Origin of the sequence: Streptococcus sp. HMSC065C01, assembly GCF_001813525.1 — a bacterium.
In the GTDB taxonomy this organism is placed as follows: domain Bacteria; phylum Bacillota; class Bacilli; order Lactobacillales; family Streptococcaceae; genus Streptococcus; species Streptococcus parasanguinis_V.
Genome location: NZ_KV812856.1, coordinates 78,931 through 99,628, shown reverse-complemented (window position 1 = coordinate 99,628; position 20,698 = coordinate 78,931). Strand labels below are relative to the sequence as shown.

General features: G+C 44.1%; 19 protein-coding genes, 1 tRNA gene and 1 other RNA gene. 11 read left to right on the top strand and 10 right to left on the bottom strand.

Annotation, left to right across the window (positions count from 1 at the left end; genetic code table 11):
- The first annotated feature begins 99 nt into the window (after window positions 1-99).
- Window positions 100-1,422 (top strand): DUF1958 domain-containing protein, encoded by a 1,323-nt coding sequence (locus HMPREF2918_RS05050; protein WP_070594752.1) that lies wholly within the window; start codon window positions 100-102, stop codon window positions 1,420-1,422.
- A 315-nt stretch (window positions 1,423-1,737) separates the two neighbouring features.
- On the opposite strand, the gene HMPREF2918_RS05045 is transcribed toward HMPREF2918_RS05050, so the two are convergent.
- The gene (locus tag HMPREF2918_RS05045) at window positions 1,738-2,829 is read right to left on the bottom strand and encodes a glycerol dehydrogenase (RefSeq protein ID WP_070594751.1); all 1,092 of its coding nucleotides are present in this window, start codon (window positions 2,827-2,829) and stop codon (window positions 1,738-1,740) included.
- Between the two features lie 402 nt (window positions 2,830-3,231).
- Window positions 3,232-5,127: a M13 family metallopeptidase gene (locus HMPREF2918_RS05040; protein ID WP_049482786.1), complete on the bottom strand. Its 1,896-nt coding sequence runs from the start codon at window positions 5,125-5,127 to the stop codon at window positions 3,232-3,234.
- 192 nt (window positions 5,128-5,319) lie between these two features.
- On the opposite strand from HMPREF2918_RS05040, the gene HMPREF2918_RS05035 reads away from it, so the two are divergent.
- The 4 genes from HMPREF2918_RS05035 (at window position 5,320) to tpx (ending at window position 8,395) form a co-directional block, all read left to right on the top strand.
- Window positions 5,320-6,042 (top strand): metal ABC transporter ATP-binding protein, encoded by a 723-nt coding sequence (locus HMPREF2918_RS05035; protein WP_023919584.1) that lies wholly within the window; start codon window positions 5,320-5,322, stop codon window positions 6,040-6,042.
- The gene (locus HMPREF2918_RS05030) at window positions 6,039-6,881 is read left to right on the top strand and encodes a metal ABC transporter permease (RefSeq protein ID WP_003004302.1); all 843 of its coding nucleotides are present in this window, start codon (window positions 6,039-6,041) and stop codon (window positions 6,879-6,881) included. Before HMPREF2918_RS05035 ends, HMPREF2918_RS05030 begins: the two co-directional genes overlap by 4 nt.
- An 11-nt stretch (window positions 6,882-6,892) precedes the next feature.
- On the top strand, window positions 6,893-7,822 hold the full coding sequence (fimA, locus tag HMPREF2918_RS05025) for a metal ABC transporter substrate-binding lipoprotein/fibrin-binding adhesin FimA (RefSeq protein WP_070594750.1): 930 nt from the start codon (window positions 6,893-6,895) through the stop codon (window positions 7,820-7,822).
- A gap of 78 nt (window positions 7,823-7,900) precedes the next feature.
- The gene (tpx, locus tag HMPREF2918_RS05020) at window positions 7,901-8,395 is read left to right on the top strand and encodes a thiol peroxidase (RefSeq protein ID WP_049491046.1); all 495 of its coding nucleotides are present in this window, start codon (window positions 7,901-7,903) and stop codon (window positions 8,393-8,395) included.
- A 34-nt stretch (window positions 8,396-8,429) separates the two neighbouring features.
- On the opposite strand, the gene HMPREF2918_RS05015 is transcribed toward tpx, so the two are convergent.
- Window positions 8,430-9,455 carry a DUF3114 domain-containing protein gene (locus tag HMPREF2918_RS05015; protein ID WP_049491047.1) on the bottom strand — a complete coding sequence of 342 codons (1,026 nt, stop codon included), beginning with the start codon at window positions 9,453-9,455 and terminating at the stop codon, window positions 8,430-8,432.
- A gap of 124 nt (window positions 9,456-9,579) precedes the next feature.
- Here HMPREF2918_RS05015 and HMPREF2918_RS05010 point away from each other — a divergent pair, with 124 nt between their 5' ends.
- A complete protein-coding gene (locus HMPREF2918_RS05010; RefSeq protein WP_070594749.1) occupies window positions 9,580-10,233 on the top strand; it encodes a metal-dependent transcriptional regulator in 654 nt (217 codons plus the stop codon).
- A 21-nt stretch (window positions 10,234-10,254) separates the two neighbouring features.
- Here the strand turns inward: HMPREF2918_RS05010 and dtd are convergent, their stop codons facing one another.
- The 7 genes from dtd to HMPREF2918_RS04975 all read right to left on the bottom strand — a co-directional run bounded on the left by dtd (window position 10,255) and on the right by HMPREF2918_RS04975 (window position 16,696).
- Window positions 10,255-10,698 (bottom strand): D-aminoacyl-tRNA deacylase, encoded by a 444-nt coding sequence (gene dtd, locus HMPREF2918_RS05005; RefSeq protein WP_070594748.1) that lies wholly within the window; start codon window positions 10,696-10,698, stop codon window positions 10,255-10,257.
- A 377-nt stretch (window positions 10,699-11,075) separates the two neighbouring features.
- Window positions 11,076-13,295: a RelA/SpoT family protein gene (locus HMPREF2918_RS05000; protein ID WP_070465231.1), complete on the bottom strand. Its 2,220-nt coding sequence runs from the start codon at window positions 13,293-13,295 to the stop codon at window positions 11,076-11,078.
- 174 nt (window positions 13,296-13,469) lie between these two features.
- Window positions 13,470-14,213: a 16S rRNA (uracil(1498)-N(3))-methyltransferase gene (locus HMPREF2918_RS04995; protein ID WP_070594747.1), complete on the bottom strand. Its 744-nt coding sequence runs from the start codon at window positions 14,211-14,213 to the stop codon at window positions 13,470-13,472.
- Between the two features lies 1 nt (window position 14,214).
- Window positions 14,215-15,165, bottom strand: coding sequence for a 50S ribosomal protein L11 methyltransferase (gene prmA, locus HMPREF2918_RS04990; RefSeq protein WP_141751587.1), 951 nt, complete (start codon window positions 15,163-15,165; stop codon window positions 14,215-14,217).
- A 137-nt stretch (window positions 15,166-15,302) separates the two neighbouring features.
- Window positions 15,303-15,776 (bottom strand): GNAT family N-acetyltransferase, encoded by a 474-nt coding sequence (locus HMPREF2918_RS04985; RefSeq protein ID WP_070594745.1) that lies wholly within the window; start codon window positions 15,774-15,776, stop codon window positions 15,303-15,305.
- Window positions 15,773-16,213 carry an NUDIX hydrolase gene (locus HMPREF2918_RS04980; RefSeq protein WP_070594744.1) on the bottom strand — a complete coding sequence of 147 codons (441 nt, stop codon included), beginning with the start codon at window positions 16,211-16,213 and terminating at the stop codon, window positions 15,773-15,775. The genes HMPREF2918_RS04985 and HMPREF2918_RS04980 overlap by 4 nt, the downstream gene beginning before the upstream one ends.
- A 12-nt stretch (window positions 16,214-16,225) precedes the next feature.
- Window positions 16,226-16,696, bottom strand: coding sequence for a DUF3013 family protein (locus HMPREF2918_RS04975; protein WP_070594743.1), 471 nt, complete (start codon window positions 16,694-16,696; stop codon window positions 16,226-16,228).
- A gap of 114 nt (window positions 16,697-16,810) precedes the next feature.
- Here HMPREF2918_RS04975 and HMPREF2918_RS04970 point away from each other — a divergent pair, with 114 nt between their 5' ends.
- The 5 genes from HMPREF2918_RS04970 to HMPREF2918_RS04950 all read left to right on the top strand — a co-directional run bounded on the left by HMPREF2918_RS04970 (window position 16,811) and on the right by HMPREF2918_RS04950 (window position 20,262).
- Window positions 16,811-18,082 carry a replication-associated recombination protein A gene (locus HMPREF2918_RS04970; RefSeq protein WP_070594742.1) on the top strand — a complete coding sequence of 424 codons (1,272 nt, stop codon included), beginning with the start codon at window positions 16,811-16,813 and terminating at the stop codon, window positions 18,080-18,082.
- 66 nt (window positions 18,083-18,148) lie between these two features.
- Window positions 18,149-18,341, top strand: a non-coding RNA gene (gene ssrS, locus HMPREF2918_RS04965) — 6S RNA.
- 5 nt (window positions 18,342-18,346) lie between these two features.
- Window positions 18,347-18,419: transfer RNA gene (locus HMPREF2918_RS04960), tRNA-Lys, on the top strand.
- Window positions 18,420-18,515: 96 nt separating this feature from the next.
- Window positions 18,516-18,929 (top strand): helix-turn-helix domain-containing protein, encoded by a 414-nt coding sequence (locus tag HMPREF2918_RS04955; RefSeq protein WP_081103087.1) that lies wholly within the window; start codon window positions 18,516-18,518, stop codon window positions 18,927-18,929.
- A gap of 322 nt (window positions 18,930-19,251) precedes the next feature.
- The gene (locus HMPREF2918_RS04950) at window positions 19,252-20,262 is read left to right on the top strand and encodes a YeiH family protein (RefSeq protein ID WP_031576934.1); all 1,011 of its coding nucleotides are present in this window, start codon (window positions 19,252-19,254) and stop codon (window positions 20,260-20,262) included.
- Window positions 20,263-20,698 lie beyond the last annotated feature (436 nt).

Genomic DNA, 20,698 nt, shown 5'->3' with positions numbered 1-20,698 from the left:
AACGCTTTTACTGCGAAATTATTCTATTTTTTCTTTATTTTTTCAATTTCTACTTTTTCTAGAATTTTTTCAAGTTGAATCTCTGGCCTGTATGATATAATGGAATCTATGAATTATGGGAAACATTTACACAAACGACTAAAACACAGCCTCTTGTCCCTCCTTGTAGGAGTCTTGACATTAGGCCCTATTTCCACTGCCTTTGCGGACGACATCTACCAGCAAGAAGATGTCATGAAAATCGCAGCTGATGCTGGACTGGTATTGGATGATTTTTACAAGCCTAAGGCTGACATCGTCATCGACGCCAATACTGGAGCTATATTGTACGGAGACAATATCGACACGGTCCGGGACTCAGGAAGCATGGCCAAACTCATGAGTGCCTATGTAGTCTTTCGGGCCCTCAAAGAAGGCAAGATCAAATATGATACCGTGGTTACAGCAACAGAGGCAGACCAAGCCATCTCGGAAAACAATCTGTTAAGTAACTCACCTATTGTAGCTGGTGTTGACTACAAAGTATCTGAATTGATCAAGATGCTCTTTGTTCCATCTTCCAGTGCGGCCGTGATTATGCTGGCCAACGCCGTTACTGACAATGATCCCGATAAGTTTTTGGACTTAATGAATCAGTACGCACAAGAAATGGGGATGAGCCATACCAAATGGCACAATCCAAATGGGGCGATGATTTCGGTCCTTCAGGGCTACTACAATCCTAAGCGCTACGACGTCAATGCCAATAACGAAATCACAGCGCGGGACATGTCTATTCTGGCTTATCACATCGTAAACGACCTGCCAGAAATGTTGGAATACACCAAGCAAGCTCATACTACGATCATGGAAGGAACCCCTTACGAGCAAAGCTACGATAATTACAACACTTCCCTCGAAGGTGGAAAATTCGCCCTTAAAGGAACAGATGGACTCAAAACTGGATCCAGCCCGACTGCTGACTACAACTACACCGCGACAACCAAGCGGGGTAAACAGCGGATTATCGAAGTGATTTTGGGGGTTGGGAACTACGATGTCGAGATCGCCGAAAGCTACCGCAATCAAATCGGGAATACCTTGGCTGAGAAAATGTTCGCAGACTACCAGTATAAAAAAATCCTCTCTGCAGGCGATCATACCATCGACGGGAAGACAATTCACTTGAAGCAAGACTTCTATGCGACCGTTAAGAAGGGGACGAAGCCAGCGCTAAAACTAGAAAATAACCGCCTAGTCGTCCAGAACGGCTTGCAACAGGTATCTCCAAGTATTAAAGCGGGAGTGGCCGTAAGTGAGTCTAAAACAACGACCTCTAGCAGTAAAAGCAAGGGACTCGATGTTATGTGGCTCTTCTGCTTCTTGCCTGCCGGAATTTTATACCTGATCTTTAAACAAACCGATCCAAAAAGAAGAAAATAGGAAAAGAACTCCCATTACCATAAGGTATGGGAGTTCTTGGTTTGTCGACAAAGCCATCTTAGAAACTTTCCTTAGGTGAGTACGGACGTCAGCGAACTTCGAAGAAGTTCCATGACTTAGTTTTGAGCCTAAGGTCTCAAAACTCCCGAGTGCCTGAAACAATTGTTTTCAGGCACTTTTCTCACGGCGGAAAGTTCCTAAGTATTTTTTAATGAGCCTTAAAAAGTATCTAATTTTAATTTTTTAGGCATCCATTAGTTTGTTTGATGTAAAAAATCAGTTTGTCTACATTATCTGTGAATGACAGATATTGATTTAGTCTAAACCTTGAACGTAGGCATCTACTGCTACGATGGCTTGGGCAATATCAGAAGCCTTCACTTCAAATGGCATTTGATGGATGGTTTCTCCTTCGATGGTGGCTTGTTGACCAACTTTGAGAAGATCTTCATAACTTGCAGTTTCAAGATGCATTTCTTTCAGAGTGGTTGGCATACCGATTTGTTGATAGAAACGAATGTATTTATTCAATTCTTCCTTCGGACGGTTTTCTAAGAACAATTGAACTAACGTTCCGTAGGCTACTTTTTCACCGTGAGTCAAATGGTGGATGTCCCCAGTAAGGGCTGTAAAGCCATTATGGATGGCATGGGCAGCTGCTAACCCACCACTTTCAAACCCAATACCACTAAGAAGGGTATTGGCTTCAATGATGTTTTCAAGAGCAGGGGTTACGACTTTGGCTTCACAAGCAGCCATGGCTTGGAGTCCATCAGCAAATAAGGTTTCTTCACAACGTTGTGCAATGGCGACACCCGCTAAGGTTTGTCGTTGACCCAACATGGTTTTTCCATTGGCTTGCATTACCGCACGCGCTTCGACCCAAGTCGCTAATCCATCTGCGATTCCAGAAGCGAGCAAACGTTTTGGTGCTTGAGAGATGACTTTGCTATCCACCAAGACCAATTCTGGGTTCTTAGAATAGAAGATATAGCGCTCAAAGGCACCCTCATCCGTATAGATAACCGACAAGGCGGAAACGGGAGCATCTGTAGAGGCGATGGTCGGAGCAATCACAACTGGTGATTTTAGAAGATCAGCAATAGCTTTTGCACTATCGATGGTCTTTCCTCCACCAAGTCCAATGACCAAATCACAGCCATTTTCTTCTGCCAGACTAACCACACGATTGATTTCGTTGTCAGAAGCTTCTCCATTAAAGAAGACTGGCAAAACCGTAAGCCCATTTTGACCAAGGTATTCTTCAAAACGTTTCCCTACGATATCATAAACCACTGAATCACATAGTAAAACAGGGTGAGTCCCTAATTCTGAAATAGATTGCGCATTTTCAAACAAGGCATTTTCCCCTTGAATGTAACGTGACGGACTTGCAAAATTTCTCATAGTCTGCTCCTTTAAAATTTATTTAGTTCACACCCATAGTAGCATTTATTTCTATGAAATTCAAAGAATTATACAAGGCTCCAATCAATTAAATTTATCTGTTCACGCAGTCATTGGAAGCGTTTCATTTTTATTTGATGTATCTTATTATCAAAAATCCCCAAAGCTAGTTTCAGTAGGTTGAAACTTAACTCTGGGGATTTTTATTTTTTTCACGAGCAATCAAGAAAATCAATCGCTTAACTGAAGTTGAGACTACTTCCTTTGATCAACAAAACTAGTATCGCGAAATTGAACTCGCCCTAAAAGCGTCGAGAAAAAGAGAGATTGCCTGGTGGGCATGGCCCACATGGTCAATCTCCTATTTTCTTCTCGCTTTTTTTACGGGCTTAGTATCTTGATTTACCAAATGATCACACGATCTTCTGGTGCGCGCCACATGCCGTCGCCTTCTTTGACATCAAAGGTTTCAAAGAATTCGTCAAAGTTTGGTAATTGGACATTGGTGCGGAGTTTTCCTGGTGCGTGGACATCGACACTTGCGAGGAGTTGCATGTACTCTGTCCGAGCTTTCATGCGCCAGATGCGAGCAAAGTTGGTGAAGAATTCTTCTGCTGAGAAATCTTCCTCTTTCTTAGCGGCTTCAAGGGCTGCAGCGATACCACCGAGGTCTGCTACGTTTTCAGAAACGGTCAATTTCCCGTTGATCTTGGCACCGTAAGAGTCTTGTCCTTCAAACTGATCGATGACTTTTTGAGTCCGAGCGGTAAAGGCTTCGTAATCTTCTGGCTTCCACCAGTCTTTCAAGCTACCGTGCTCATCAAAGGATGCTCCATTGGTGTCAAAGGCGTGGGAGATTTCATGGGCAATGACTGCACCGATTCCGCCGTAGTTGGCTGATGATGATTGGTGAAGGTCATAGAAAGGTGCTTGTAAAATCGCTGCTGGGAAGACGATTTGGTTTTGTTGCGGATCATAGTAGGCATTGACCATATTAGCTGGCATGTGCCATTCGCTCCGATCGACTGGTTGGTTCCACTTGCTCCAAGTATGGGCAATGGAAATTTGAGCCAATTTTTGGGCATTTTCTACCAAGTTTTTGCTCTCGTCGATGATCTTTTTGGCGTATGTTTCTGGTAATTTTTCAGGGTAGCCGATATGCGGTGTGATGACATTGAGTTTGACAATGGCTTTTTCGCGGGTTTCAGGAGCGAGCCAGTCTGCTTTTTCAAGACGATCCTTGTAGACCTCAATCATGGTCGCTACTTTGTGCTCTACATCTGCTTTTGCTTCTGGTGAGAACTTTTCGCCCGCATACCAGAGCCCAAGCGCTTGGCTATAAGGTCCTTCTGCCAAAGCCAAAGCTGCCTTTTCTTTCGGACGTGCTTCTGGTGTCCCTGTGATGGTCCGTCCATATTCACCAGACAGGACACGGATTTCTTCGGTCAAGAAGGAAGTCCAAGAAAGAGCTGCGCCGAGTTTCAATTTAGCATGAAGGGTTTCCCAGTTGGCTGCTGAGTAGAATGTTGGTGCGAATTCCTTCCAGAAACGCTCTTCTGGCACGATGATAGTATCTGGCGTTTGTCCGATCACTTCTGTAAAGAAAGTATCGAGTGGCAATTCTGGAACCAAGGCCTTGAAATCTGCCCATTCATAAGGATGGTAGAGTTTGTTGTACTCTGATTTTTCTTCGTTTGACAAGACATATTTGGCCAATTCTGCATCAGCCGCAATGACCTTATCTAGGATATCTTTGATTTCTTCCTCTGAGAAATCGAATTTTGCCAAGAGTTTTTCAACCATTTGACGCCAAACAGCTAATAACTCTGGTCCTTTTTCATTGTCTTCTTCATAGTAGGTTGTATCAGGCAAAATCAAACCGAGTGCTTCTCCCCACAAGACATTCATTTGGGCATTCATAAAGTCTGGTGACACGCTAAATGGCAAGAGATTTGGTTTGCCAGCTAGCTCATAGGTGCCCAACTTGCTGGTATAGTCTTCAAAGGAAGATAAGGCCTTGATTTCGTTGATCAAGGGCATAGCTGGAGCCACACCAGCTGCTTCCCGTGCATCAAAATCTGCCACCATTTTGTGGTATTTGACAAAGTTTTGCAGAATGCTATCTTCAGGCAATTCTTCTCCTCTTTGCCATTTTCCGGTAATATCCAACATCAAGTTTTCGATATCTTGGATCAAGTCCATAAAACCACCGGTTGACGGTTTGTCATCTGGAATCACAGCTGTCTCAGCCCATGCCCCATTGACGTAATCATAAAAATCATCTTGTAAACGTACCATGATCTTCTCGCTTTCATTCTTTTGTAATAACCTTATCAAAAATAGGAACTTTTTTCAATGATTTCAAGAGATTTAAGTTGAATTATTTTAAAAATTAACTTGACTTAACTTTTTATTCGTGTATAATTATTTCAAAAATTAACTTGACTTAATTTTTTTATTCATGTATATTAATGGTAAAGGAGCAAAATCATGATTCAAATTGAACATCTCAGTGTTGCTTACCAGCAAACACTGGCCTTGGAGGATCTTTCCCTCACCATCCAGGGTCCAACCATCCTAGGCATTCTTGGCCCCAATGGGGCTGGAAAATCAACCCTAATCAAGGCCATGCTAGGACTTCTCCCTCATGCGGGAAAGGTCCAGCTCGATCAAAAAGATCTCAGCCAAGTTCTTCAACGGGTGGCCTACGTCGAACAGAAATCCGCTATTGATTTCCACTTTCCCATCACGGTGAGAGAGTGCATCTCACTGGGTCTTTATCCCCACCTTTCTATCTTCAAGAGAAAAAGCAAAGAAGATCTCCAAAAAGTGGAAAATGCCTTGAAACTTGTCAATCTTCTTGATCTAGCGGATCGCCAGATCGGCCAGCTTTCAGGAGGGCAATTCCAACGGGTGCTGATCGCCCGCTGCTTGGTCCAAGAAGCGGATGTCATTTTTTTGGATGAGCCCTTCGCAGGGATTGACTCTGTCAGCGAAGACATCATCATGCAGACCCTCCAGACCTTGAAACAAGAAGGCAAGACCATTCTGATCGTCCATCACGACCTCAGCAAGGTCCCAGCTTATTTCGACCAGGTCCTCCTCCTTCATCGTAAACTGATTGCATTTGGGAAAACAGAGGAAACCTTTACCAAAGAAAATCTGCATGCAGCCTATGGGCATGAACTCTTTATAGGAGGTGGCGTCGGATGATTACAGAATTTATCGATGGATTACAGCAATTCCACTTCTTACAGAATGCCCTGATCACAGCCATCGCCATCGGGATTGTCGCTGGAGCCGTTGGATGCTTCATTATTTTAAGAGGCATGTCTCTCATGGGAGACGCTATCTCACACGCAGTTCTTCCTGGTGTGGCTCTCTCCTTTATCCTGGGCATCAATTTCTTTATTGGCGCTATTGTCTTTGGCCTCCTGGCGTCCGTCCTTATCACCTATATCAAGAGCAACTCCATCATCAAGAGCGACACTGCAATTGGGATTACCTTTTCTTCTTTCCTCGCCTTAGGAGTCATCCTGATTGGAGTCGCTAAAAGTTCCACCGACCTTTTCCACATCCTCTTTGGGAATATCTTGGCCGTCCAAGACCGGGATATGTGGATAACCATCGGTGTTGGTGCTGCGGTCTTGCTGGTGATTGTCCTACTCTTTCGACCCTTACTGCTCACATCTTTTGATCCTGTTCTGGCTCAATCCATGGGCGTCCGGGTCAAGGTCTATCACTACCTCCTTATGGTGCTCTTGACCTTGGTTTCTGTCACTGCTATGCAGAGTGTCGGAACCATTCTCATCGTCGCCATGCTCATTACACCCGCTGCGACGGCCTATCTCTATACCAATAGTCTCTGGTCCATGATGCTCCTTTCATCCGGATTAGGTGCTCTTGCATCCATCCTGGGACTCTTTATTGGCTATAGCTTAAACATCGCCGTCGGGTCTTGTATTGTCCTCACTTCTGCTGTCTTCTTTCTCATCAGCTTCTTTATCGCTCCTAAGCAGAGAAAGAATAAGCACGCTCTTTCATCTCATTAAAGGAGAAACACATGAAAAAAACCGCTTCTATCCTCGCCCTCTTTGTGGCGCTCTTATTTGGTCTGTTGGCCTGTAGCAAAGGCTCTTCTTCTGGAGCTTCTGGTAAATTGAAAGTGGTCACCACCAATTCAATCCTTGCAGATATAACTAAAAATATTGCTGAGGATAAGATCGATCTGCACAGTATCGTTCCTGTCGGCAAAGATCCTCACGAGTACGAACCGCTTCCAGAAGATGTCAAAAAGACTTCGCAAGCAGACCTCATCTTCTACAACGGGATCAACCTCGAAACCGGTGGCAATGCTTGGTTTACTAAATTGGTCAAAAATGCCAATAAAGTTGAAAACAAAGACTATTTCGCAGCTAGCGACGGAGTCGACGTCATCTACTTGGAAGGCCAAAACCAAGCTGGAAAAGAAGACCCTCACGCTTGGCTCAATCTCGAAAACGGGATCCTCTACGCTAAAAACATTGCCAAACAATTGATCGCAAAAGATCCCAAAAATAAGGACTTCTACGAAAAAAATCTAGCAGCCTATACTGAAAAACTTAGTAAGCTCGACCAAGAAGCCAAACAAAAATTCAACAATATCCCAGAAGAGAAGAAGATGATTGTAACCAGTGAAGGCTGCTTCAAGTACTTCTCCAAAGCCTACGGCGTCCCATCTGCCTATATCTGGGAAATCAATACGGAAGAAGAAGGGACACCTGACCAAATCAAAACGCTGGTAGAAAAGCTCCGGCAAACCAAAGTACCGGCCCTCTTTGTCGAATCCAGTGTCGATGAGCGTCCTATGAAAACTGTGTCTAAGGATACCAATATCCCGATCTATGCAAAGATCTTCACTGACTCGATTGCCAAAGGAGGAGAAAAGGGCGATAGCTACTACAGCATGATGAAGTGGAACTTAGACAAGATCGCAGAAGGATTGAGTCAGTAGACCATTCAGATTTCTAAACAAATCAGTGGTCCCTCCACCGGTATTGCGGTACAATAAAAACAAAAAAGGAGTCTTTTTATGGCAACATTTTTAGGAAACCCTGTGACCTTTACCGGATCTCAACTTCAAGTAGGGGAAATGGCCCATGATTTTTCATTGATCACTCCAGCTCTTGAGAAGAAATCTTTAGCTGATTTCGCTGGCAAGAAAAAAGTCCTCAGCATCATCCCATCTATTGACACTGGTATCTGTTCCACTCAAACACGTCACTTCAATCAAACCTTATCGGATATGGAAGACACTGTCGTCTTGACGGTCTCTGTCGACCTTCCTTTTGCTCAAGGTAAATGGTGCGCTGCTGAAGGGCTCGACAATGCCATCATGCTCTCAGACTACTACGACCATTCCTTCGGGAAAGCATACGGCCTCTTGATCAATGAATGGCACCTACTTGCGCGTGCTGTCTTGGTCTTAGATGCGGATAACAAGGTTACTTACGTTGAATACCTAGAAAATATCAACAGCGAACCAAATTACGACGCTGCAATCGAAGCCGTCAATGCGCTTGGATAAATGAAAAAAGAGGTCTGCGACCTCTTTTCCATTGCTATAAAATCCGATGAAGTCCATTCTGTAGGAGGACGCGCCAGCGTAAGCGAGGGATGCCTCTGAGGAAACTCCGCACGCGCTGTGCCACTTGTTGCTTGTAGCTCTTGCCTCCTTGTGCAAAGACCCCTTTTCGACTCCAGTAGCCTTCGACACTGCGATCATTTTTAGGGGCTAGATAGCGAACACCTTGACGATAAAGGACCTGCTTCCGAAAGGCTGGGTCCCAAGCTTTGACGGGGTCAATATCTAAGTCCTTATGGGTCCGTCCCCTAGCCAGCCCGTAGTTAAAACTAGCCCCATTGACAATGCCATTTTCAGAAACTTCTACTGGATCGACTTCATTGAGAAAACGCCCGGCTTGATCGAGAATATACTCCGTATGAAAATTTAACAAGACCTTGAAATTGACTTGTTGGGAGGCCCCTGATGGATAATGAAGGTGACCATCTGGCCCTAGGGAGACCTTATTGTGAAGGCGGGCAGCCGCATAAGCATCCACCGTGACCGCTCTAGCCTTTTGTATGTAAGCTTGTAAGGCCTCCTCGTCAGTCTGTCCAGCTCTGGCCTTATGCGTCCGAATCCATTGGGCTTGGTAACTTGAAAGTAGGTAGCGTAACTGGTGAACCTGGCGTTTCAAGAGCTGATCTCCCGACTGATCTGCTAAGGGATCCTTTTCAAAGGCGATTTGCACGACGTGTGAAAAAGCCTTCCAAAAGTCGGAACCTGGCGGACAATCTGGAGACATCCTACTCAGAAGAAAGGCTGTTTCTTCACAAGTTCCGGACAGGTCACTTGGCATAAGAAGAATTTTCATGACTCCCCTCAGCAAGTCTTGGGCAGCCGTTTCCGTTAGATCTTTGATCTCTTGAAACCACATGTTTTGAAACAGAGGACTGGCAAAGAAAAAGACAGACTGGTATTGTTCTTGGTAGGCTTGTGGATCTTTCAATCCCTGCAAGTGCTTCTCTAGATAGGCTAAACTACTCTCTCTCCAGCCTAATCTCACTAATTCCCGTCTGTTCATAGTGCCGTCCTTTCTATGCTACTATACTACCATCTTTTGGAGCTTGAGACAATTCTCATTACTCCACTAGCGTTTTTGAGGATATTTTTGATATACTAGAAGTGAGCGAAGAAAAGAGGAAAGCATGACACCAAACAAAGAAGATTACCTCAAGTGCATTTATGAAATTGGCACAGAAGTAGAAAAAATTAGCAACAAGGAAATCGCGAGTCGCATGCAGGTCTCTCCACCCGCTGTGACCGAGATGATTAAGCGCATGATCTCAGAGGGTCTCTTGGTGAAGGACAAGTCTCGTGGGTATTTGCTAACGGATCTAGGATCGCAGTTGGTCTCTGATCTCTACCGCAAGCACCGCTTGATCGAAGTATTTCTTCTGGAAAAACTTGACTATACAACTGAAGAAGTCCATGAAGAGGCAGAAGTTCTCGAGCATACCGTTTCTGAACATTTCATTGACCAGCTGGATCACATGCTTGGAACTCCTAAGACCTGCCCTCACGGTGGGACAATTCCAAAGAAAGGCGAAAGGCTTGTCGAAGCCTACCAAGACCGTCTCAGCGAAGCGATCCAACCTGGTCTCTATATTCTGCAAAGGGTCCATGACACCTATGAATTGTTAAAATTCTTAGACCAGATCCATCTCCAGATTGGGGATACTATCGCGTTTCAACGATATGATGACTACACAGGCCTCTATCACTTAGTCATCCATGGACAAGAAATTTCTATCAACCAAGTGATCGCCCAACAACTCTATATTGAAAAACATGCAGTCTAATCCGACTGCATGTTTTCTTACTTATGGATTTTTTGTATCTAACAAAATCGTCACTGGACCATCATTGATCAATTCAATCGCCATATCGGCCCCAAAGATCCCTCGTTTGACAGGGACTTCTTTTTCTAATTGATCATTAAAGGCATCATATAACTGACTGGCCATCTCTGGCTTGGCAGCCCCTGTAAAAGCAGGACGGTTGCCTTTTTTGGTATCCGCAAAGAGGGTAAATTGAGAGATCGATAAGATTTCCCCTTGGATATCTTTGACCGAAAGATTCATCTTATCTTCCTCATCTGAGAAAATCCGCATCTGCGATACCTTGCGGACCGCATAATCCAAATCCTTCTGGTCATCCTCAGGCCCCACTCCCACTAGGAGCAACAAGCCTTGCTGGATCGCATTGTAGACTTGACCATCAATGGAAACTGAGGCACTCTTAACCCGTTGAATCACTAATTTCATTTGATTATCCTATTTTATAAATCTATTTGGCATTCACTACTACCCTTGAAAGAACATCAACCACAGACGACGAGCTAACCAAGCAATAAAAGAGTTCTGAACATATCCTAGCTTCTTCAAAGAAAATCGACATCAAACAAGGTGGTGAGACGCAGGCATACTATCTGAAAAGTAAAGGCTGTTCAGTTGCTTTTAGTGCGAGGCAGCGAGACAGTACTTAAGTACGGCGAGACTAGCTAACCAAACAATAAAAGAGTTCTGAGCATGTCCTACCTTCTTCAAAGAAAATCGACATCAGACAAGGCAGTGAGACGCAGGCATAACTGTAGTTAGGCCAGTCGAAACTAACGCAGTATGAAGTCGATTTTCGTAGAAGACTAGCCGTTGGTACGCTTAACAGAGTACACCTCCGGCACACTCTTAATCTTATCCACAACCGTTGTCAACATCGATAGGTTCGGAATCCCAAAGGAAATGTGGATATTGGCAAATTTCATGTCTTTGGTTGGTTGGGCATTGACAGTTGAGATCATCTTAGCTGTATTGGAGAGGACTTGGAGTACATCGTTCAGAAGTCCGGCACGGTTGAGTCCATAAATATCGATATGGGCGATGTAGTCTTTAGTCGTGTTGTTATCTTCCCATTCTACATCAATCAAGCGTTGCTCGTAGTTGTCTTGAGCGCGAAGATTCATGCAGTCTCGGCGGTGAATCGCGACACCACGTCCTTTGGTGATGTAGCCGACAATTTCATCGCCTGGAACTGGGTTACAGCACTTAGCAATCCGAATCAAGAGTCCAGAAGCTCCTTGGATAACCACGCCACCTTCATGACGGACCTTCAAGGTGTCTTTTTTATTTTCAACCTTGACCTCGCCACCTTTGACTAGCTCTTCTGCTTCTGCGCGTGCCTTAGCCCGCTCTTCTTCTCGGCGTTCATCCTCCGTCAAGCGGTTAAAGATGGTAATAGCCCCAATCTCTCCAAAACCAATCGCCGCAAACAAGGCTTCTTCTGTCTTGTAACTTGATTTTTGTAGCACTTTGTCCATGTGCTTTTTGTCCATGAACTTATTGGCTACCAAGTCATGCTCGTGGAATTGGGCCATCAAGAGGTCACGGCCACGGTTAATAGACAATTCCTTGTCTTGATTTTTAAAGAATTGACGGATCTTGTTGCGCGCCTTGCTAGTTTTAACAAGGGTCAACCAGTCACGACTCGGACCAAAGGAATTGGCATTGGTGATAATCTCCACCTGATCTCCCGTCCGAAGTTTGGTATTGAGGGGCACCATCCGGCCATTGACCTTAGCACCAATCGCTTTTTCCCCAACTTTGGTGTGGATTTCATAGGCAAAATCGATCGGTCCGGAATCTTTGGGAAGCGAGCGCACAGTTCCATCTGGAGTGAAGACGTAAATCTCTTCTGCCAGGATGTCTTCTTTTACATTTTCCACGAATTCCTTGGCATCGCCTGACTGGTCTTGGAGTTCCATCATCTCCTTGATCCAGTTCATCCCAATAGCCGATTCCTTGCTGTTGACTTGACCTTTGATGCCTTTTTTGTAAGCCCAGTGAGCCGCAACCCCGTATTCGGCAACCTCGTGCATCTCCTTGGTTCGGATCTGGAATTCAATCGGTCCTTTAGGGCCATATACAGTCGTATGGATGGACTGGTAGCCATTGGCCTTCCGGTTGGCAATATAGTCCTTAAAACGCCCCGGCATTGGCTTCCAGAGCTCATGGATGTATCCCAGCATGGCATAGACATCGCTTGGAGTATCCAGGATACAGCGAATGGCAATCAAGTCGTAAATTTCATCAAAGCGTTTCTTTTTATCCTGCATCTTGCGATAGATCGAATAGATATGCTTTGGTCGACCATAAATTTTCCCATGCAGATGGCGTTCCCCAGCATAGGTCTCAATCTTGTGGACAACCTCTTCGACCAACTCTTCTCGCTCGCGACGTTTTTCCTTCATCATATGCGAAATCTTGTAGAATTCAACTTCATTCAGATAACGGAAGGACAAATCCTCAAGCTCCCACTTGACGCTGGAAATCCCGAGACGGTGGGCTAGCGGTGCATAGATCTCCATGGTCTCACGCGAAATGCGTTCTTGCTTATCCTTGCGCAAATGCTTGAGGGTACGCATATTATGCAAGCGGTCTGCCAATTTGACCAAAATGACACGGATATCTTGAGACATGGCCATGAGCATCTTGCGATGGTTTTCCGCCAACTGCTCTTCATGGGACTTGTACTTGACCTTCCCGAGCTTGGTCACCCCATCGACAATCACGCGCACATCATGACCAAATTCGCGCTCTAAATCATCTAAAGTCGCATCCGTATCTTCTACGACATCATGCAAAAAGCCGCAGGCGACTGTCACAGCATCCAGTTTCAGCTTGGCAAGGATTCCTGCCACTTGAATTGGGTGGATGATATAAGGCTCGCCAGACTGACGGAATTGCCCATTATGGCAATCAACCGCATAGACCAAAGCCTTTTGCACAAAAGCAACATCTTCAGGTGATAAATATTTTTTTGTAAGGGCAACGACTTGGTCCCCTGTTAAATTCTCTTCTTTCGGCATGTATTTTCTCCAGTTTCTTGGATACTATTTTAACACTTTTAGCAGCAGATGGGAACCAATGAAGCTACTTTAATATACGGATACTTCTCGAAGATCATTCTGGGATCCACCTTGCTTTTCATCATTCGTAAAAGTTTTTTGTAAAAAAATTAACGAAGCGATTCCTTCACTTCGTTAGTTCATTAATTCTGTAACAACACTCACTGCGCTAAGAGCGTAGAGTGGGGCTGTTTCTGCTCGCAGGATGCGAGGTCCAAGTCCTGCTAACACTGCTCCTTTAGCTGTAAAGCTTTCAATTTCTGCAGGGGAGAGGCCTCCCTCTGGCCCAAAGATAAAGAGCAATTTGCTTCCAGCTTCCAATCCGGTCAGAGACTGAAGTAAAGCTGCTGCCTCTCCTTCTTTAGCCGACTCTTCATAAGCCACCACGATCCGATCAAACTGTTCTAACTGATCCAAAAAGTCTGCCTTTTTCTCAAAAAGGGTAATGCTTGGGACCAAATTCCGCTTGCTTTGCTCGGCTGCTCCAAGGGCGATTTTTTCTAGTTTTTCGACCTTTTTACCCAATTTTTTGCCATCCCATTTGGCAACGGACCAGTCTGCAGGAAAGGCCCAGATTTGGCTAGCACCGAGTTCCGTTACTTTTTGAGTGATGAACTCAAGCTTGTCTCCCTTGGGAAAGCCTGATGCAATGGTCACTTGGACTGGCAGTTCCACATTATCAGCTAATTCTTCGATTAGCTCCAATTGACGGGCTTCCACATTGACCACGCGCGCCAAGCGCTTGATCCCATCATCAAAGACTAGAGTAACTTCGTCCCCTTCTTTTAAGCGCATGACCTGAAACATGTGCTTGCTGGTTTCCTTGTCCTCTATGGTGACAGGTGAGCTAGCCAAGCCTTTTACAAAATACTGCTGCATGCTAGCCTCCAATCACACCGGAGACATCCTTGGTCTTCTTGAAGACGCAGGCATTCCATTCCCCTTGGATCATGTGGGTTTCAAGGAAAAATCCAGCTGACTCAGCCGACTCACGCACCATGTCCCACTTGTCCTTGATAATGCCACTCATGATGAGATAACCTTCGTCCTTGACCAAGCGATAAGCATCCTCTGTCAGATGAATCAGAATGTCCGCCAAGATGTTGGCCACGATGACATCTGCCTCAATCTCCACACCTTTCAGCAAATCGCCTGGGGCAACATGGATATTTTCCATACCCGGATTGAGCTCAATATTTTCCTGAGCGACACGAACCGCTACATCATCCAAGTCATAGGCAAAGATTTCCTTGGCACCAAGAAGGGAGCTAGCAATGGAGAGGACACCTGAACCAGTTCCCACATCTAGCACCGTTTCGCCACCGCGAAGAACCTGCTCCAAGGCAAAGAGACTCATCTTGGTTGTTGGGTGAGTTCCAGTTCCAAATGCCATACCAGGATCCAACTTGATAATCTTTTCTCCCGCCGTTGCCTCATAGTCTGTCCATGACGGCACGATGGTCAAGTCATGAGTGATGCGAGCTGGTTCATAGTATTTCTTCCAGTTGTCGGCCCAGTCTTCCTCAGCCAAGGCAGTCGTGCCAATATTAATCTCTCCTAAGTCCATAAAGTCGGTCAATTCTGAGAGACGAGCCTGCAAGTCCGCTTCAACCGCTGCTACATCAACCGTTTCCGGGTAGTAGGCTGTCACCACGATTTCTTCTTGCTGCTCGACATCAGGAAATATCTCACCAAAGCGATTGACGTTGCCCACATAGTCCATGCTGTCTTCGATTGCGACCCCTTGGGCGCCTAATTCGATCAAGAGGTTGGAGACTAGTTCCTCACCCTCACGCTTCACTGTAACTTTTAGCTCTTGCCATGTTTCCATCATTAATATACCAAGCCCGTAAAACACAAAGCCAAAATAGGAAATTCTCTGAAGACGCTTGTGTCTAAGAGAAGTTTATCTTTTTGGCACAGTGTTTAGGGCGGGTTCAGTTTAGAAATTTAACCGAACCATCCTTTCTATTTCTCTATCAATTTTTTCATGTAGACCATATCCATGCCTTCTTTTTCAGGCTCGATATGGGTTTGACGATAGCCGTTTTTCTCGTAAAAAGTAACCATGCCTGCATCCTGTAACACCGTACACAAATCCCATTGTGAAACGGTTGAAAATTCCTCTTCTAGCAAGCGCAATCCTTCAGAACCATACCCTTTTCCTTGATACTGGGGCAAAATCGCTGCGGTCCCCAACCAAGCTTTCGTTAACTCTTCATTGGTCTGAACTCGTAAAAATCCGATGTTTTCTTCATCTTTTTTTACAAAGTAGTAATAGCTATTGGGACGCTCGACTAGTTTCCACTTAATTCGTTCACGGTCCTCCAGATAAGGATCGTATTCGTCTTGGTATTTCTCATAGACTGCCTTAAAACTGGCTCTTTGAATGGCAATAATGGTTTCTAAATCCTCTGCTCCTGCTTTCTCAAGTGTTATCATAAACTTTTCTCCACATAATCCCTCACTCGTTCTTGCAATTGGGGAACAACTCGATCTGAAGTTAAAAACTCTTCAAAGCTCACTAACTTATAGCCCTGTCCCTCATCTCCAAAGATGATACTTTCGAACTGTTCCTGCGTCAACTTCCCAACTAAAAAGACAGATTTCTTGTTCCCATCTAGCATACTGGGATAGATCCCAGACCAGATCACTTCCTCTTTCGACAGTTGGATGCTCAATTCCTCATAAACCTCACGCGCCACACACTCGAAAGGGGTCTCATTTCCTTCACGACCACCACCTGGCAAGTCCCACATATTGGGATAGGGAATGGTTGGTTTGTCATCGCGCAAAATGGTCAGAATTCGACCCTCACAAATCAAGACAATTTTACAACCCGTAAATTCGAACCGTGCTTCTAAGCAATCTTCAAGCATGAGCTTTGCCTCTTAATATCTCGGATAGGGATAAAAAGTACTTTCTTCTAAGCCAACTTTCCCTTCTTCAAAGGCTTCTTGGTTCCAGACGATCTCAAAGCTCTCTGCTTCTTCGTCTGCTAAGAAATCCATGAGTTCATCCAAGGCCAACTCAGCTGTATCCCGAAGAAAAGTCGCAAAATAGGCTAGAAATTCACGAGACAAGCCTTTTTTAGGCTCATAAGGAATCGCCGTTAAATAGGCATCTTCTTCCACATGAGACTTGGCTGGATTGTAGAAGAGCACGGCTTCTTCAAAGAAAATATCCTCATCAGATTCTTCGCCAGCTTCATCAACCAGTGCAACCCCTCCCGTATTCTGCGCTTCCAAGAGAAAAGCCACTTCTACCGCATGGTTTTTCTTATCCCAATTGATCTCAAAATCAAAAGGAAAAACCTTGTCCATCTCCTCTTCTAAAACATCCAAAAATCCGTATTTAGACATAGCGTCCTCTTTCTAATTTCCCACTCTTAGAGCGGAATATGATACAATAGTTACTACAATCTTACCATAAAAACCGCCTCTTTGAAAGGAGACAAAGATAGAAAGGAGAAGGAAATGCCCGACAATCTCGCACTCCGTATGCGACCACGAACGATCGATCAAGTCATCGGTCAAGAGCATCTCATCGGGGAGGGAAAAATCATCCGCCGCATGGTCGAGGCCAATCGTCTGTCCTCTATGATTCTCTATGGACCTCCGGGGATCGGAAAAACCAGTATTGCTTCTGCGATCGCAGGAACCACTAAGTATGCTTTTCGGACCTTTAATGCAACGGTTGACAGTAAAAAACGCCTACAAGAAATCGCAGAGGAGGCCAAATTTTCTGGTGGCTTGGTCCTTCTTTTGGACGAAATCCATCGCCTCGATAAAACCAAGCAAGATTTTCTCCTGCCTTTGCTCGAAAGCGGTCTGGTCATCATGATCGGTGCAACGACTGAAAATCCCTTTTTCTCTGTCACACCCGCTATTCGTAGCCGCGTACAAATCTTTGAGCTGGAACCGTTGACGACGGAGGAGGTCAAGCAAGCTCTAAAAACGGCGCTGGATGATCCCGACCGTGGCTTTGATTTTCCAGTCGTGCTCGATGAGGACGCTTTGGATTTCATCGCTACCTCAACCAATGGAGATCTTCGCTCTGCCTTTAATTCTCTCGATCTGGCGGTGCTGTCGACCTCTGAAAATGCAGAAGGAATTCGCCATATTACGCTAGAGATCATGGAAAACAGTCTCCAGCGCAGCTACATCACCATGGACAAAGATGGAGACGGCCACTACGACGTGCTCTCTGCTCTGCAAAAATCTATCCGTGGTTCGGATGTCGATGCTAGTCTCCACTATGCAGCTCGTTTGATCGAAGCCGGAGATCTACCCAGCCTAGCTCGTCGCTTGACTGTCATCGCTTATGAGGATATCGGTCTGGCCAATCCAGATGCGCAGATTCATACCGTGACAGCGTTACAAGCAGCTGAGCGCATCGGCTTTCCTGAGGCCCGCATTCTCATCGCCAACATCGTCATCGATCTAGCCCTTTCGCCGAAATCCAACTCAGCCTACGTTGCCATGGACAAGGCGCTGGCTGATCTTAGAAGTTCTGGCAACCTTCCTATTCCTCGCCACCTCCGCGATGGTCATTATGCTGGAAGCAAGGAACTGGGAAATGCGCAAAACTATAAATACCCTCACAACTACCCTGGCAACTGGGTCAATCAGGACTACTTGCCAGACAAGCTCAAACACGCTTCCTACTTTATTCCCAATGAAAATGGCAAGTACGAGCGTGCTCTCGGAGCCACCAAGGAGAAGATTGATCAATTTAAGAAAAAGTGACATCGGTTTCAAAAAATTGAGATTTTTCCTTGAAATATTTTCAAAATGTGGTATCATATACATATAGAAACGCTGTGGTGTACGACTTCACACTTAAGTGTTGACCGACTATTTTTTGTATTATTAGGGAAACAAAAGACTTCTGGCAGTATGCAGGCCGTTTCACGCGGAAGCAGCTAAGTCAGAGCGAGTTGCCCACCTGCTTAATTGCGCGGGTTCAATACAAATCGTGAAGTATCGGCACCAATACAGCTTTTTATATTTGCCTCCTTAGCTCAGTTGGTAGAGCAGTAGACTCTTAATCTATGGGTCACAGGTTCGAGCCCTGTAGGGGGCATCTACATACAACAGGAAAAAGCCTTGATTTACAAGGCTTTTTTGTTTGTCTATAACTGATTTGCCCCATCATTTGCCCCACATTTTTTTATGAGCAATCTTTCCAGACATCTCTGACTACGAAAAACAAAAAAGCTATCCTACCTTTGCAAATTTGGATAAGATAGCAGAATATTTTAATGCAACTCCAACTCAACTTTTTGGAACAAGTAAGGAGATTGAATTAGAAAAGAGTGTTCTTGAATCGAATGAATACTCTGATAAAGTAAGTGAGATCTTAAAGGCTGTCAAATACATCGAACATTTTCTAGAAACTGATGGACAGTACTTAGAGGATTTACTTTACCTAACAAGAGGCAACCAACTATACACAGAAGATGGAGATGAGTTGTATATTGATCCAACTTCTCAGAAAAGAACATTTCATAACCAATATGAACCTGGTTTTATTGTAGCAAGAGATAAATCCCCACTAGAACTCTTAATTGAAAATAAGGACCTATTAGATTAAAAAAGCGAGGATATGTACTGATCCCAAAAGTTAGACAGAAAAAAATCTAACTTTTGGGATCAGTACATTTTCAACTCTCTTATTTATTTTCTTATCTCACATAATTACTTCACATGTCCAGGCTCATCAAATTCATTTTTTTCAATAACATATGCCACATTTGCATCCTTATTGATCAAAGAACATATATCTATTATATTACAAAAAGCTCTCTGACCGCAAAATTCCGTTAATTTACTACCTTATTCCTACTTTCTATTTTCTATTTTACTTTTCTGATAAATAAGATTATAATAAGGGGTATTTATTTTCGGAGGTTTTTATGTCATTTCTATCAAAAAATTGGGCAGGACTGTTAGCCTGTCTGATCATTTCTATCATCTCTTGGGTTTTAGGAGGCTTTCTGCCTGTTGTGGGAGCACCTGTTTTCGCCATTTTTATCGGAATGATTCTCTACCCCTTTCTCACTCCCTATAAACAACTGGATGCTGGTTTGACTTATAGCTCCAAAAAATTGCTTCAGTATGCTGTTATCTTACTTGGTTTTGGACTCAATATCTCTCAAGTTTTCGCAGTTGGAAAATCTTCCCTTCCTGTCATCCTTTCGACTATTTCTATCGCTTTAATTATTGCTTTCTTTTTCCAACGATTTTTTAACATGGATACAAAGCTAGCTACCTTGATTGGGGTAGGCTCTTCTATCTGTGGCGGTTCTGCCATTGCAGCGACTGCTCCTGTTATTCACGCCAAGGAAAAAGAAGTAGCCCAAGCCATTTCTGTTATCTTTTTCTTCAATGTCTTGGCAGCTCTTATCTTTCCAACTCTAGGTTCTTGGCTCCATCTCTCCAACGAAGGTTTTGCTCTCTTTGCGGGTACTGCGGTCAACGATACTTCCTCTGTAACAGCCACAGCTAGCGCCTGGGATAGTCTGTATCATACCAATACTCTAGAATCTGCAACCATTGTCAAACTGACTCGTACCTTAGCTATTATCCCTATTACTCTCTTCCTCTCCTATTGGCAAAGCCGTCAACAAGACAACAACCAAGGAGTAAAGCTTAAAAAAATCTTCCCCGTTTTCATTCTCTACTTCATCCTAGCTTCTCTGCTAACTACCGTCCTTACTTCTTTTGGTGTTAGCAATAGCTTCTTTTCACCTCTCAAACAGCTCTCCAAATTCCTCATCATCATGGCTATGAGTGCTATTGGTCTCAAAACTAACCTCGTTGCTATGATCAAATCCAGTGGAAAATCCATTCTTCTTGGAGCCCTTTGCTGGATTGCTATCATCCTGACTAGTCTTGGCATGCAATTACTCATCGGTATTTTCTAAGAAAAAAGGGAGCCTAAAGGCTACCTCAGAACGTAGACAGACGTCATTTTTGGCGTTTGTCTTTTTGTATGTTCAAAGATATTTTGTCTTATCATCTACTATTCCATCCAAAAATCTGATTTAAAGCAAAATAAAAAGGGATATTCCCTATCCATTTCGATAATTTTTTCATTAATTTGTTTTTCCATTTTATCCTCCGATTAGTCTCGCACTGATATTTATTGATAACAACACTATATTTCTAGTATAGCATAATCATTAGATATTATAGGTTTTCAAACCAAATGAGAGTCATTCGTTTTTGCCCCATTTTTAAATCATGACATTGGAAATACCTAAAAGTACTTCCCTAAAATCACTTATATTTCAATATTTTTAATTACTCTCAATATGAAAATCCTTTCCAAATCCATGCAGGGGGCATCTAAATCAACAG